This is a genomic window from Oceanimonas pelagia, assembly GCF_030849025.1.
Taxonomy (GTDB): Bacteria; Pseudomonadota; Gammaproteobacteria; order Enterobacterales; family Aeromonadaceae; genus Oceanimonas; species Oceanimonas pelagia.
In genome coordinates this window covers 984,725-998,794 of sequence record NZ_CP118224.1, presented here as the reverse complement: position 1 = coordinate 998,794, position 14,070 = coordinate 984,725, and the positions used below count along the sequence as shown (strand labels likewise).

Below are 14,070 nucleotides of genomic sequence, written 5' to 3'. Positions count from 1 at the left end.
CTCAGGCCACGTTTCGTGCCGGATTAAGTTGTTCCAGCCACTGGCTGCGCTGGCTTTGCAGCTCGCGGCCCAGCAGCGCAAAGCCGTTCAGGCTGCCGTCGGATCCGTAAAAACCGGCGGCCAATTCCTCGCCGTGGGCTTCTACCCGCCATTCGCCGGGGCCCACCGCCGGCTGTACCGACAGCGGCAGCACCGGGGTTTTCACCAGCACCGGCGAATCCTTGAGGCTGGCCTGGGTGGGCCGGCCCAGCAGGGTTTCCACCAGGGCGGGAATGGCCTGGTTAATGGGGGCGATATAGGGCGCCCACTGCCCGGCCACCTCGGCACAATCGCCCAGGGCGAAAATGGCGGGGTCGCTGGTGGCATGGGCCAGGTCGACGCTGATGCCCCGGCCGGTGGCCAGCCCCGCTGCCTGGGCCAGGCCGGTGTTGGGCCTAAGGCCCACGGCGCTCAGTACCAGATCCGTGGTCAGCTCGTCACCGCTCTGCAGCTGCAGACGATAACCCTCGCCCTCGGCGTCGATGCGGGTAATGCTGTTCTGCAGCGCCCACTCCACGCCCAGGCCGCTCAGGGCCCGCTGCAGCGCCTCGCCCAGAGGCTGCGGGATCAGCCGCTCCATCGGCCACTGACCCAGACCCACCACGGTTACGCTTATGCCCTGGGCCGCCAGATCGTTGGCGAACTCACAGCCGATCAGGCCATCACCGAGAATGGTGACGTGCCGCTTGCCGGCCAGCCGCTCGCGAAAACGGCGGTAGTCCAGCAGATCGTTGACGCTTACCATGGCGCTTTGCTCGCCGGCCACGGGGATCTCGATGGCCGCGGCACCGGTGGCCAGTACCAGGCGACCATAAGGGTATTCGCCAATGCTGGTGTGCAGCCGCTTGTTTTCCCGGTCGATTTTCTCGACCCGGGTATGAGGGTAAACCCGCACGCCCAGGCGCTGCTCCCAGGCCAGAGCGGTTTCACTGACCAGGCCGTCGCCGTCCTTGCCCAGTGCCAGGGCATTGGACAGCGCCGGCTTGCTGTAAAGGGCGCCGTCGTCGGCGGTGAACAGGGTAATGGGCAGTTCGGGAGAACGGGCGCGCAGCGCCGCCGCCAGCTGATAGCCGCCATGGCCGGTGCCGATGATCACCACCGGCTCCAGCACGGGGGCAACCGCCGGCGTTTCGGCTTCGGCCACCGCCGCCACCGGGGCGGGCGCGTCGTCGGTGATTTCGATCATTTCGAAATCCGCCTTGCCCACCAGGCAATCGGGGCACAGCCAGTCGTCCGGCACATCTTCCCAACGGGTGCCCGGGGCAATGCCGTCCGACGGCCAGCCCTTGGCTTCGTCATAAATCAGTCCGCAGATGATGCATAACCACTTTTTCATCTTCCTCTCCCCACTACCCTGTTACTACTGAATCACGATTGCTGCACCGCACATGACTGGACAGAGGTCAGGTTGCGATAAGCAGACCCTCTGCGTCAGGGATGACGCAGCGGAGCCCCCATGGATGGGTTCACGGCGTGTCTGCGTTCGTTTCTGACCTCTGGCATGCGGTAGCGCCCGCTATTTATGACTTAACCATGACGCAGGCGAATGCCGATATTGCGGGTCTGCACATAGCTGTAGATGGCTTCCTGGCCCTTTTCGCGGCCAAAGCCCGACAGCCCTACCCCGCCAAAGGGGGTTTCAATGCCGCCGGCAAACCATTCGTTGATAAACACCTGACCACCGCGCAGCCGGTTGGCCACCCGCAGGGTCTGGCTCAGGCCTTCGCCGAACACGCCGGCCACCAGGCCGAAGTCGGTGCCGTTGGCCAGGGCCACGGCCTCGTCTTCGTCATCGAAGGGCATCAGCACCAGCACGGGGCCAAACACTTCTTCCCGCGCAATGCGCATGTCGGCGGTGGCCTCGATCACGGTGGGCGCCACAAAGTAGCCGGACAGGTCCGGCGCCTTGCCGCCGGTGAGCACGGTGGCGCCCTCGTTGCGGGCCTGCTCGATCATCGCCAGCACCTGCTGTTGCTGCCCTTCCGACACCACCGGAGTGAGATCCGGGTTGCCTTCGCCCTGACCGATGCTCAGGCCCTCGGCCAGGGCCACCACGGCGGCCTTGACCTCGTCGTAGCGGCTGCGGTGCACCAGCAGGCGGGACATGGCCGAGCACACCTGGCCGGCGTTGAAGAAAATGCCGACCTTGACGCTGGCCAGCAGGGTGTCGAGATCCACGTCTGCCAGGGCGATGGCCGCGGACTTGCCGCCCAGCTCCATCACCGAGGGGGTGGCGCGCTCGGCCGCATCCTTCAGAATGCGCTGGCCGGTGGGCACCGAGCCGGTGAACACGATCTGGTTGGTGTCGACGTGTTTCACCAGGTGGCTGCCCACCTCGGAGCCCTTGCCGCACAGCAGGTTGACCGCGCCCTGAGGGAAACCGGCCTGCTCCACCGCCCTGACCAGCAGGGTCATGGCCAGGGGCGAGATTTCCGGTGACTTGATCACCACGGCGTTGCCGGCGGCCAGCGCCGGCGCCAGGGAACGGGCACAGATGGACACCGGAAAGTTCCAGGGCACAATCTGCACCGAGACGCCAAAGGGCACGTACTGGGTAAAGTCCACATAGTCCTTGCCCAGGGGCACCGAAATGCCCTCAATCTTGTCGGCCATGCCGGCGTAATATTCAAAGTAACGGGCCGCCTCGATAAACTCGTCGCGGGCATCGTTCAGGCTCTTGCCGTTTTCCCGGCAGGCCACCAGGGCACCGTCGTCGGCGATGGCGCGAATGGCCTCGGCGGCCTTCAGCATCCAGGTGGTGCGCTGGGCCGGACGCACGTCGCTCAGGGCACCGCTGTTCACGCAGCGGCGGGCGGCGGCCATGGCCTGGTCGGCGTCTTCAATGCCGGCCTGGGCGATGGTGGCATAGGGCTCACCGGTGCCCGGGTTCATTACGGTGATCTGGCGCTCGGCGTTCCGCCACTGGCCGTCGATGTAGTTCAGGTAATGTTGCATTGTTCAGTCCTCCAGGGCGACTTTGGTCTGGGTGGCGAGCCATTTCTGGAAGAAATGGGTGGGCAGATCCATCTCGGGCGAGAACACACCACCGCCAAAACCGGGGGAGTGACGGCCTTTTTGCATGCCTTCCACGGCGCCGATGTCTTCGCCGAACACCACCCGCCAGGATTCCAGGGTGGCGGTGCGGCAGGCGGCGTATTCGTCCTTGGTGGCTTCGTCGCCCACGTAGTAGAGGCGCAGCCGTTCAATGGTTTTTTCCGCGTGAATCGGGTCAATCATCATGGCAAAGGCATGATCCGCCTGAATGCCCAGCAGCACGTTGGGGAACAACGCCACATATTCGGCATGGCGCAGCTTGTCTTCCGGCCAGCTCGGGAAGGTGGGCAGGTGGGTGCCGGCGGTGCCGGACAGGTCGTACTTGTAGCTGCCCTGACCCGCAAAGCGGTCTTCAAACATGATGTTGTAGTGATCTTCCAGCTTGGAATAGGTGTTCAGGGCCGGGTGCACCCAGGGCAGATGGTAGGCTTCGCAGTAGTTTTCCACCGTCAGCTTCCAGTTGCTTGCCACTTCAATTTCCAGGTGGCCGCCCATGTTGACCCGGCGCAGCAGGCCGAGGCCGTCGTTGCCCAGAAACTCGCTCCAGCGGCTTTCAAGCGGGGCGATGTGCTCTTCAAAGGAAGGGGCATCACCGGACAGGTTAACGAACACCATGTCCATCCAGATAGCGGAGCGCAGCGGCTTGAGACCGTGCTTTTCGCACTTGAAGCGGTCGTCCTTGTGCTTGGCAATGCCGCCGATGTGGGGCGTGCCTTTGAGGTTGCCGTTCAGATCATAGGTCCAGGAGTGGTAGGGGCAGCGGATCATGCCCTGCACTTCGCCGGCTTCCTGCACCAGCTGCATGCCGCGGTGGCTGCAGACGTTGTGGAACACCTGCACTTCACCGTCCTTGTTGCGCATCATCAGCAGCGGCAGGTTCATAAAGCTGACCGGCATCACGTAGCCATTCTTGATAAGGTCGGACGCAAAGCCGATGCAGGCCCAGGTTTTGCCAATGACCTTGTCACGCTCAAAGGCGAAATATTCCTGGCTGACATAGGCGGTGTTGGGCATGCCACTGGCTTCCACAATCGGGTTCAGTACGCTGTCTACCTGCTGCACAGGAATGATGTTCTGGCTGACGTTGCTCATGTTGCTTTCTCCACAGTAACGCAGTGCTCACTGCGTGGTTCCTTGTTGTTGGCACGCTGGGTGCCGATGGGGTGGATTCTGGTTAACAAGGTGGCAACAAACAAACGACTTTTTGGCCGGGTGTGGATGAGCTTTTGTCATCCGTAAAAAATGTGATTCAAATGTAACCCCCCTTCCCTTCGAGGCGGTTAAATACCCAACGCATGAGCTGTTATCACTGACGGATGAGAAAAAATAACTTGAGCGCGTGTTGCGCTATCCCTACTCTCACGCCGTTAACAGACCGTTAACCAATTTCACCTGAAAACGTAATACGCAGAGGGAAGAGGGAGGAGTTATGCGTGCTACATCCGGGATCCTGAAGGGACTCAACCCAACGGTGACCATCGCCTCCAAGGTGCTGGTCATCGGCTTTGTACTGTTTTGCGCCATCATGGCCAACCAGGCCGGCCAGTATTTTGAAACCGTGTCGGGCGCCCTGTTGCAAAACATGAAATGGTTTTACCTGCTGGTGGTCAGTCTGGTCACCGGCCTGCTGCTGTATCTGATGATCAGCCGCTTCGGCCACATTCGCCTGGGCAAGGACGATGAAAAGCCCGAGTTCAGCTACCTGTCGTGGATTGCCATGCTGTTCTCGGGCAGCATGGGCATTGGCCTGGTGTTCTGGTCGGTGGCCGAGCCCATGTGGCACTATGCCAGCAACCCCTTTGCGGAAGGCCTCAGTAACGAGTCGGCCCGGGTGTCGATGTGGCTCACCTTCTTTCACTGGGGCCTGCACCCCTGGTCGATCTTTCTGATCGTGGCCCTGGCGCTGACCTATTTCTCCTACCGCAAGGGCCTGCCGCTGACCCTGCGCTCCATTCTTTATCCGCTGATCGGAAACCGCATTTATGGCCCCATCGGCCACGCGGTGGACATTCTTACCGTGGCCATCACCGCCTTTGGCATTTCCCAGACTCTGGGCATGGGGGTCATTCAGATTAACTCCGGCCTGAACCAGGTGTTTGGCACCAGCATCGGTCTGGGTGTGCAGCTGCTGATCATCGTGGTGCTGTGCACCTGCGCCGTGGCCTCGGTGCTGTCGGGGGTGGGCCGGGGCATTCGCCGGCTGTCGGAGTGGAACATGGTATTGTCGGTGCTGATGGTGCTGGTGGTGCTCTACATCGGTCCTACCCGCTATATTCTGCACTCCTTCCTGGAAGGCGTGGGCGACTACAGCAGCCAGGTGGTGGGCATGAGCTTCTGGAGCGACGCCCAGAGTGACTCCGGCTGGCAGAACTGGTGGACCGCCTACTACTGGCCCTGGTGGATGACCTGGGCGCCCTTTGTGGGCATGTTTGTCGCCCGCATCTCCCGAGGCCGCACCATTCGCGAGCTGATTGGCGGCGCCCTGATCGTGCCCACCCTGATGACCTTTCTGTGGATGGCCGCCTTTGGTGGCTCGGCGCTGAAGGTGGAGCAGGACGCCCGGGTGGCCTATGAGCAACAGGCGGTGGCGCTGGCCGAAGCCGGTGAGCCGGCCCAGGCTCCCTTTGCCGGCGGCCCCATTCTGGAAGCCACCAAGAAGGACACCACCCTAGCGCTGTTCACCCTGTTTGACGAGCTGGACGCGGGCGCCATGGGCAGCCTGCTGAGTGTGCTGGCCTGTTTGCTGCTGGGCACCTATTTCATTACCTCGGCCGACTCCGGCACCCTGATCCTCTGTACCCTGGACTCACTGGGTAACCCGGAGCCCCCCAAACCAATACGGATCTTGTGGGGCATCATGATCGCGGCCATTGCCGGCGTGCTGCTCTATGCCGGCGGCCTGAAGGCGATGCAAACCGCCTCCATTATTGCCGGTTTTCCCATCTGCATCTTTATTGCGGTGATGAGCCTGACCCTGGTGCACAGCATTCGCCGCGAGCCCAAGCCCTGGGCCATGGTGCCGGACAACGTGCGTCCGGCCCCGGCCAAGCTGGACGGCTCAGTGCAACCCCTGGTGGACGACGGCGTCGAGGCCACTCCGGCGGTGAACTGGAATAACCCCATAGTGGGCAAGTAAGCAGCCTGACAACCAGCGTTAACAACAAAAACCGGCATGGCGACATGCCGGTTTTTTGTTGAGCACCGTCGCTTCCGCGCAGGTGGAAGTCCAGAGCAGACGTGCACGGTATTAGAGCAAGACAGCGTCTGAAAAATGGATTCCCGCCTTCGCGGGAATGACAAATAACAACGCGGGAATGACAAAAGCGATAAATGGATCCTCGCTCAACTGCCGTCGTGCAGGCCCTTTTCACCCACCTGACCCGGCAACTGCTCCAGCAGCCAGCTGCGGAACAGTTTCACGCTGTTGGGCACCACGCCCCGGTTCAGCGGCTCCAGCATGCAGAAACTGGCGGGGGTGCGCAGCACCGTGTCTACCGGCCGCACCAAAGCGCCGTTCTCCAGGTACTCATCCACCAGCGAGCCCCAGGCCAGGGCAATGCCCTGGCCGTTCACGGCGGCCTGGATCAGCATGGGGTAGTTGTTGATGTTAATGCGGTTGCGGGGCTGAATGTTCGACCAGCCCACCTGCTCGAACCATTCCTGCCAGGTCAGCCAGTCACGCTGGGATTCATCCAGATAGAGCAGCGTTCTGCTGAACAGCTCTTCCGGTGAACCCCAGTCTCTGGTGCGTTCCAGATAACCCGGGCTGCACACCGGAAACACCTCTTCGGGAAACAGCCGGGTCACCTTCATCTCCGCCGGCGGCAGCCGGCAATAAAACAGTGCAATATCGCAGTCGAGCCGGCGGAAGTCGGTGACCTGATCCGAGGCGAGAATGCGCAGATCCACTTCGCCATGCTCGCGCTGAAACGCCGCCACCTTGGGCAGCAGCCACAGCGCCGCCATGGCGTTGGTGGTGGCCACGGTAATTTGCTGCTCACCCTGCCACTTTTTAATTTCGCCGGTGGCCTGGGCCACATCCAGCAGGGCGCGGTAAATGGTCTGGTAATACTGCATGCCGGTGGGGGTAAGGGAAATATTGCGGTTGGCCCGCACGAACAGGTCCTTGCCCAGATATTCTTCCAGCTGGCGAATTTGCCGGCTGATGGCGCCCTGAGTCACGCTCAGTTCATTGGCGGCCAGGGTAAAGCTGAGGTGGCGGGCCGCCGCCTCGAACACAATCAGGCTGTTCATGGGCGGCAGTGGCTTGATTTTCATGGTCGCTCCTGACGTAGATGGACGAACTGCTCCGGTCCGTTTCGGCGCGCACTCTAGCATTATTTCCGGCGGCGACCAGCGGCAACAGGGTGCCAAAAGGCACGAATGTGATCCCGCCGAAAATAATGCTGCTGGCTCCCGCAAAGGCGGGAGCCAGAACAGGCCTAATCGGCCAGCAGGGCCGCCTCAAAGGGGTAGGAAGTCAGGTTTTCCACGCCGGTGTCGGTGATCAGCACCTGATCTTCCAGCTTGACCCCTTCCCGGCCGCCCACGGCGCCCACATAGGCCTCCACGCACAGGGTCATGCCCGGCTCCAGCACGCCGTCGTAACCGTGGCCCTCCAGATCTTCCGGGTAGCGAATGCAGGGGTATTCGTCACACAGCCCCACGCCGTGCATCATCACGCCATAGCGCTGGGCCCGGTAAGGCTCGGGCAGCAACAGGCCGGCCTCGGTCACCTCCCGAAAGCTCATGCCCGGCTTGAGGATGCTCATGTTGTGCTGAATATGCTCGTGGGCCACACGATACAGGTGCTTCTGCTCCGCCGTGGGCGCGTGGTCACCAATCAGCCAGGTGCGGGAAATGTCGGCGCACATGCCGTAGGAGCCGATAAGGTCGCTGTCAAAGGCCAGCAGCTCCCCTGCCTGCACCACCCGGGGGCCGCACTCCTGAAACCAGGGGTTGGTGCGCGGGCCGGAAGACAGAATGCGGCATTCAATCCACTCGCCGCCCCGGCGAATGTTTTCCGCATGCAGAATGGACCAGATGTCGTTTTCGGTGACGCCCGGCACCGAGGCCTGCTGCATTTGCTTCATGGCGATTTCGGTTGAGGCAATGGCGCAGCGCATGGCGTTGACTTCGTCTTCGTTCTTGATGGCCCGGGCCAGCTCCATCACCTCCTGGCCGTCGAACATGTCAATGCCGAGGCGCTGCAGCTGGGTAAAGCCGGCCATTTCGATTTTGTCGATCGCCAGCCGCCGGTTGTTGCCACCGTGCTCCCGCAGCACCGACTGCACCTCGGCGGCAAATCTGGCGGCGTGCTGCTCGGTTTTGTTGCCGGTTTCGAAATAGAAAAAGGCGGCGCCGCCGCGCACCTCCTTTACCAGCGGCAAGTGGGCCGACAGGTGCTCGCAGTTGTGAAAGTCCCATAAAATCACATGGCCCGCCGCCGACACAAAACAGGCCCGGGCATGGTTGTGGGTGATCCACAGCTGCATGTTGGTGGTGTCGGTGGCATAGCGAATATTAAGCGGGTCGAACAGCAGCACCCCGGCCAGATCCCGCCTTTGCAGCTCGCCGACAATGCGCTGCAGCCGGTATTCCCGCATGCGGCTTAAGGTGGGTGGCGTGAGCCCCCGCTCCCGCCATTCGGCAAAGGCCAGCTCGGTGGGACCGATTTCGACCCTGTCGTTGTCGTTGAGGGAGCCATCGGGCTTGAACTGCCCCCGGCGACGGGAAGGATCGATCTTTCTGTTGGAAGATACCGACGTAAAAAAGCCAGCACTGTTCATGGTTTACCCCTGCTGATAGTGACCGTGATTAATATTCCTGCCCATGCAGAAATGTTAATAAGTTGTCACAACCAACCAGAGTGAAAAAGCGACAAAAACTCAGGCTCGCATGAGTGCAGAACATGCGAGCCGTGTGGCCTCAGGCACTGGCCATGGCCTGGGCATAGCGCCGCGGGTTAAAACGCAGGGTGGTGAGCAACACCACGCTCACCAGGCCGAGATGCAGGGTCCAGCCGGCGGCAAAGGTGCCGGTGCACTCCAGCAACAACGACACTGCCAGCGGCCCCAGCGCCGCCAGCAAAAAGCCGCCGCCCTGCATCAGCGCGGTGAGCACACCGGCCTGCTGAGGCTGTGGCAAGTGATCCAGCGCTGTGACCAGCGACATGGAGAAGTTGCCGCCCAGCCCTGCACCACACACCGCCACCCACAACCAGGGCGCCAGCTCCGGCTGCAGCAGCAGGCCGGCAAAGCCGGTGAACTGCAGCAACAGGGTCAGCCACAGCCAGGGGCGCCTGTCCTGGCCCCGGGCCAGCAGGGTAATGCCCACCGCCGACACCGCCTGGGCCACCGCCATTACCGACACCAGGCCGGCGCTGCTCGCCGCCGTCCAGCCCAGTTGCTGATAATAGGGCGCCAGCCAGGTCACCATGGTGGAGTAACCGGCGTTAACAAAGCCAAAGCACAGCATCAGCTGCCAGGTGCGGGGCCGGGCCAGCAGGCGCTTCGCCAGCCCCGGCTCGGGGCGCTTGCCGCCCTGCTCCGCCAGCACCTTGCGGGCACACCACCAGGCCAGAGCCACCGGCAGTGCCAGCCAGGCCAGCGCCTGCTGCCAGTGATGCTCGCTGCCCGCCAGCCAGGGCGTAAGCTGGGCGCCAAAGGCGCCGCCGCCCATGATCATGGCGGAATAGAGACCGGTGACCATGGCCATGCGCCCCGCAAACTGCTGTTTGATAATGCCGGGAAACACCGACTGCACAAAGGCCACGCCCATGCCACAGAGCAGCGCGGTAAACAGCAGGGTAACGCCGTTACCGGCAATGCCCCGCAGGGCCGAGCCCAGCATCAGCAACGCCAGGGCGGTAAGCAGCCCCCGGCGGGTGCCCCACCTGGCCTGCAGCCCGGGCGACACAAAGGCACCCACCCCCATCAGCAAAAACGGCAGCAGGGTGAGCAGCGACATGCCCACATAACTGAGACCGGTGCCGGTGCGGATCATCTCCATCACCGGGCCCGGGCCGGTAATAAAAGGACGCAGGTTCAGGCCAACAAGCACCACCAGCAGCAGCATGGCGCCCTGCTCTCGGGCAAAAGAACGGGATTGAGCGGTCATTTATGCATTCCGGTTACGGGGGTAAGGTTCAGTGGGCGCCGGCCTGTTCCAGCAGCCGCACCATGCCGGTGTAGCCGCGCTTCCGGGCATGCTGCAGCGGGGTGATGCCGTCGGCGTCGGCAATGTTGGGGTCGGCGCCGGCGTCCAGCAGCAGCGCCACAATCCGAGTATGTTCCGGCCCGCCCTGCCCCAGCACAATGGCTTCCATTAAGGCGGTCCAGTGCAGCCGGTTGATGTGATCCACATTCACCCCGGCGGCGATCAGCATGTTCACCGTATCCACATGGCCGCGCTCGGCGGCGGGAATCAGGGCGGTACCGCCATAACGGTTGGTGCTGGCCAGATCGGCACCATGGGCCAGGGTGAGCGCCAGAATATCGTTATAGCCACTGGCGCCGGCATACAGGTAGGGGCTGTCGTGAATATGGTCCTTGGCGTTCACGTCGGCACCGGCGGCGATCAACACCCGCGCCGCCTCCACCCGGTTGTGACGGGTGGCCAGCATCAGTGCGGTGCGGCCGTCGTCGTCCCGGCTTTCCAGCCCGGCGCCCTGTTCCAGCAGGGTGACAATGCGTTCGGCATCGCCCTTGATGGCCGCCGCCCGCAGTTGTTGTTCCGGCTCGCCGGCCATCGTTACCACAGACATCAGCAGGGCTCCCAGCCAGACAAGGTAAATGGGCAAACGCGAACGCTTCACAAGCAGCTCCTTTTTATCGGTGTGAGCATGACTCGACTAAATGCATGGTAGAAGCCCGCCTGTTTATTGAAAAATTAAATATTCAAATGAGATTTATTGAATAAAAGAATAAATGGCAAGAAGGGGCGACAGCGCACCTGACTTAGCCTTGCGCCAGCGTCTTGCGCTGGTAAAAACGGTGTTTATCGGCATACATCTTGTGGTCGGCCTGGTTCAGCAGGGCCTGCGCCGTGGCGCCGTCTTGCGGGTACAGCGCCACCCCCACACTGACGCAGCTGTGTAATAACACCCCATTCATCCGAAACGGATCCGCCATGGCCCCTTGATGCGCGCCACCGTGTGCGCCACTCCCTGCGGGTCTGACACCTGCGTCAGCAGTGCCACAAATTCATCGCCACCCATGCGGGCCAGGGTATCGGACTCTCTCAGCAACGGTTTGATGCGCATGGCCACCTGCTGCAAAAGGCAGTCTCCCACCTCATGGCCATGGCTATCATTCACCTGCTTGAAACCATTGAGATCGATAAACAGCACGGCCAGCGGCACGCCGGTACGCTGAGCCAGCGCAATTGCCTGCTGCAGACGTTCGTGGAGCATGTAACGATTGGGCAGGCCGGTGAGAAGGTCGTGATGCGCCAGGTACTGCATTTTCTCTTCGGCCACCTTGCGCGCGGAAATATCGGTGAGCATGTTCAGGGTAGCCGGCCGCCCTTGCCACACAATGGCGACACCGCTGAGTTCAATGGGATAACTGCTGCCGTCCTTTTTCAGAAACAGGCTTTCATAGCGTTGCGGAGACGGCTCACCGGCCAGCCGGCGCAGATGATTCGCCATCATGACGTCCCGCACGGAAGGATCTATCAGGGGCAGAAAGGACGGCAACGCTTTCAGCTCGGCTTCACTGTAACCGGTCATCTCGCACATACGCGGATTCAGGTAGACCAGCCGTTTATTCTGCACCACCACGATGCCTTCGTGAGCGGTTTCAACCAGATAACGAAAAGAGTCGGCATTTTCACCCAGCTCCTGCACCCGCCGTTGCAGCGCTTGCAAACGCTTGTGACAACGCCAGAAAAGCCACAGCCCCGCTCCCGTGAGACTCGCTACCAGCGCCAGAGCAGCCCAGGCCGAATATACACTTATCCAGTAACCCGCTTCGGTGACGGCCAGCATGCCGTACTCGTGATATTCCATAAATTCACCATCCATGACCCAACCTTCCCTTGACCGCACCCTGCAACATACGCACCAACCTGCCTGACCGTTTGCTCACCCAGGCAATCCCCTATCTGAGCCCCCACTTAAAGCGCAAGTTATTCAAATACTTAAACCAGACTCGGTCATAATCAAGATATCCCGAACAACAACGCATGTGCCTTGCACAGCCTCGCTTCATGTCAAAACTTTCTCACCTTAAAACGTCAAAATACGGTATATTCCCCCCTCGATTTTTTGACTGTAGCGACACTACAGAGGAACTCACATGCAATTTTCATCTCTGGATCTGGCCCCCGAGCTGCAGCGCGCGCTGGCAGACTGTGGCTACAGTGCAATGACCCCGGTACAAACCCAGGCCATAGTGCCCGCCCGCCGCGGCAAGGACCTGCAGGTCACCGCGCAAACCGGCACCGGCAAAACCGCCGCCTTTGCCATTCCCGTGCTGCAACGCATGCTCGACAACCCCAGGGCCACGGTGGAGCGACGCCCGCGGGCGCTGATCCTCACCCCCACCCGGGAACTGGCCGAGCAGCTGGCCGACAACATTACCGCCTATGCCAAATACCTGGACCTGAGCGTAACCGCCCTCTATGGCGGCGTGAAAATGGGCGGCCAGGCCAACAAGCTGCGCGCCGGCAGCGATCTGGTGATCTCCACCCCCGGCCGGCTGATGGAGCACATTACCCTGGGCAACGTGGCCCTGACCGACGTGGAATTTGTGGTGCTGGACGAAGCCGACCGCATGCTCGACATGGGCTTTATTGCCGATGTGCTCAAGCTGATGCAGCTGACCGCGCCCAAGCGCCAGACCCTGCTGTTTTCCGCCACCACCTCACCGGCGGTAAACGAGCTGGCCCACAAGGTGCTGCACAACCATCAGCAAATTCGCGTGACTCGCGTAAACAGCACCGCAGACACCGTGCGCCATGCGGTGTATCCGGTGGAAGAAAGCCGCAAGATTGAGCTGTTTGAACAACTGCTCGACGAGCAGAACTGGTTTCAGGTGCTGGTGTTCACCAGCACCAAGGAGCAGGCAGACCGGCTGCAGGCCGGGCTGAAAAAGCGCAAGGTGGAAGCGGCGGTGTGCCACGGTGACAAGAGCCAGGGCAGCCGGCGCCGGGCCATTGCCGACTTCAAGTCCGGCAAGCTGCAGGTGCTGATCGCCACCGAAGTGGCCGCCCGCGGCCTGGACATTCAGGGCCTGGAGCAGGTGGTGAACTTCAACCTGCCCTACCTGCCGGAAGACTATGTGCACCGCATTGGCCGCACCGGCCGCGCCGGCGCCCCGGGCAAGGCCATTTCCTTTGTAAGCCGGGAAGAAGAGCAGACCCTGGCGCGCATTGAGAAACTGATTGGCGCCCCCATCAAGCGCATCAACAAGCCGGGCTATGAAGTCTCCAACCGGGATGTACTCTTGAAGAAGATCTCCCGCAAGGTGCTCTCCGGCCGCTCCAACAAGGCCACCGCCACCACCATTGAACTGGAAGGCGCCGGCGGCCACAACCCGCCCAAGAGCAACCGCACCGACAGCGGCAAAAAGCGCAGCCCAAGCCCCGTGCGCCTGAAAAAGACCACCACCGAAAAAGCCGGGCCGAAGAAAAAGAAACTGCGCGGCAAGCGTGCAGAGCGGTATTCTCGATAACCAAGTGCAAAAGCCGGCCACATTGGCCGGCTTTTTGTTTTTAGTCATTCCCGCGAAGGAACGTCATTCGCCGCAAAGGCGGGGGACGGGAACCCAGAGCAGACGCCACCAAACTCACCCCAAACACCCTGCCCTAAACGCCGCACATCACCAAAAACCACCCATAAACCCCACCAAAATCCCACACCAGCCTCGCAAAATGCCCTCTCCCCGTTGCTTTTTCAGCCTCATACGACAAAAATACAGCCCCAAAAGAGTACCTCAGGCATGCGCTTACGCCTCAGCAACAGTGAAGGGCGGT

Annotated in this window: 11 protein-coding genes; 2 read left to right on the top strand and 9 right to left on the bottom strand. The window is 61.6% G+C overall.

Annotated features, from left to right (window positions below; translation table 11 throughout):
* Position 1: 1 nt before the first annotated feature.
* The 3 genes from PU634_RS04600 to PU634_RS04585 form a co-directional block, all read right to left on the bottom strand.
* Complete coding sequence (locus tag PU634_RS04600; RefSeq protein ID WP_442604707.1) at positions 2 to 1,375, bottom strand: FAD-dependent oxidoreductase; 1,374 nt, start codon at positions 1,373 to 1,375, stop codon at positions 2 to 4.
* A gap of 191 nt (positions 1,376 to 1,566) precedes the next feature.
* Positions 1,567 to 2,994: an aldehyde dehydrogenase family protein gene (locus PU634_RS04590; protein ID WP_306762883.1), complete on the bottom strand. Its 1,428-nt coding sequence runs from the start codon at positions 2,992 to 2,994 to the stop codon at positions 1,567 to 1,569.
* Positions 2,995 to 2,997: 3 nt separating this feature from the next.
* Positions 2,998 to 4,185 (bottom strand): aromatic ring-hydroxylating oxygenase subunit alpha, encoded by a 1,188-nt coding sequence (locus PU634_RS04585; RefSeq protein WP_306762882.1) that lies wholly within the window; start codon positions 4,183 to 4,185, stop codon positions 2,998 to 3,000.
* A gap of 337 nt (positions 4,186 to 4,522) precedes the next feature.
* On the opposite strand from PU634_RS04585, the gene PU634_RS04580 reads away from it, so the two are divergent.
* Entirely contained in the window at positions 4,523 to 6,229 is a 1,707-nt protein-coding gene (locus tag PU634_RS04580; RefSeq protein WP_306762881.1) for a BCCT family transporter, read from the top strand.
* 206 nt (positions 6,230 to 6,435) lie between these two features.
* On the opposite strand, the gene gcvA is transcribed toward PU634_RS04580, so the two are convergent.
* The 6 genes from gcvA to PU634_RS04550 form a co-directional block, all read right to left on the bottom strand.
* The gene (gene gcvA, locus PU634_RS04575; protein WP_306762880.1) at positions 6,436 to 7,371 is read right to left on the bottom strand and encodes a transcriptional regulator GcvA; all 936 of its coding nucleotides are present in this window, start codon (positions 7,369 to 7,371) and stop codon (positions 6,436 to 6,438) included.
* Positions 7,372 to 7,535: 164 nt separating this feature from the next.
* Entirely contained in the window at positions 7,536 to 8,882 is a 1,347-nt protein-coding gene (dddP, locus tag PU634_RS04570; RefSeq protein WP_306762879.1) for a dimethylsulfonioproprionate lyase DddP, read from the bottom strand.
* 139 nt (positions 8,883 to 9,021) lie between these two features.
* Positions 9,022 to 10,212 carry a cyanate transporter gene (locus PU634_RS04565; RefSeq protein WP_306762878.1) on the bottom strand — a complete coding sequence of 397 codons (1,191 nt, stop codon included), beginning with the start codon at positions 10,210 to 10,212 and terminating at the stop codon, positions 9,022 to 9,024.
* A gap of 28 nt (positions 10,213 to 10,240) precedes the next feature.
* Positions 10,241 to 10,909, bottom strand: coding sequence for an ankyrin repeat domain-containing protein (locus tag PU634_RS04560; protein WP_306762877.1), 669 nt, complete (start codon positions 10,907 to 10,909; stop codon positions 10,241 to 10,243).
* Between the two features lie 142 nt (positions 10,910 to 11,051).
* Positions 11,052 to 11,198, bottom strand: coding sequence for a hypothetical protein (locus tag PU634_RS04555; protein ID WP_306762876.1), 147 nt, complete (start codon positions 11,196 to 11,198; stop codon positions 11,052 to 11,054).
* 5 nt (positions 11,199 to 11,203) lie between these two features.
* Positions 11,204 to 12,118 (bottom strand): diguanylate cyclase domain-containing protein, encoded by a 915-nt coding sequence (locus PU634_RS04550; protein ID WP_306762875.1) that lies wholly within the window; start codon positions 12,116 to 12,118, stop codon positions 11,204 to 11,206.
* Positions 12,119 to 12,392: 274 nt separating this feature from the next.
* Here PU634_RS04550 and PU634_RS04545 point away from each other — a divergent pair, with 274 nt between their 5' ends.
* A complete protein-coding gene (locus tag PU634_RS04545) occupies positions 12,393 to 13,769 on the top strand; it encodes a DEAD/DEAH box helicase (RefSeq protein WP_306762874.1) in 1,377 nt (458 codons plus the stop codon).
* The last annotated feature ends 301 nt before the right edge of the window (positions 13,770 to 14,070 follow it).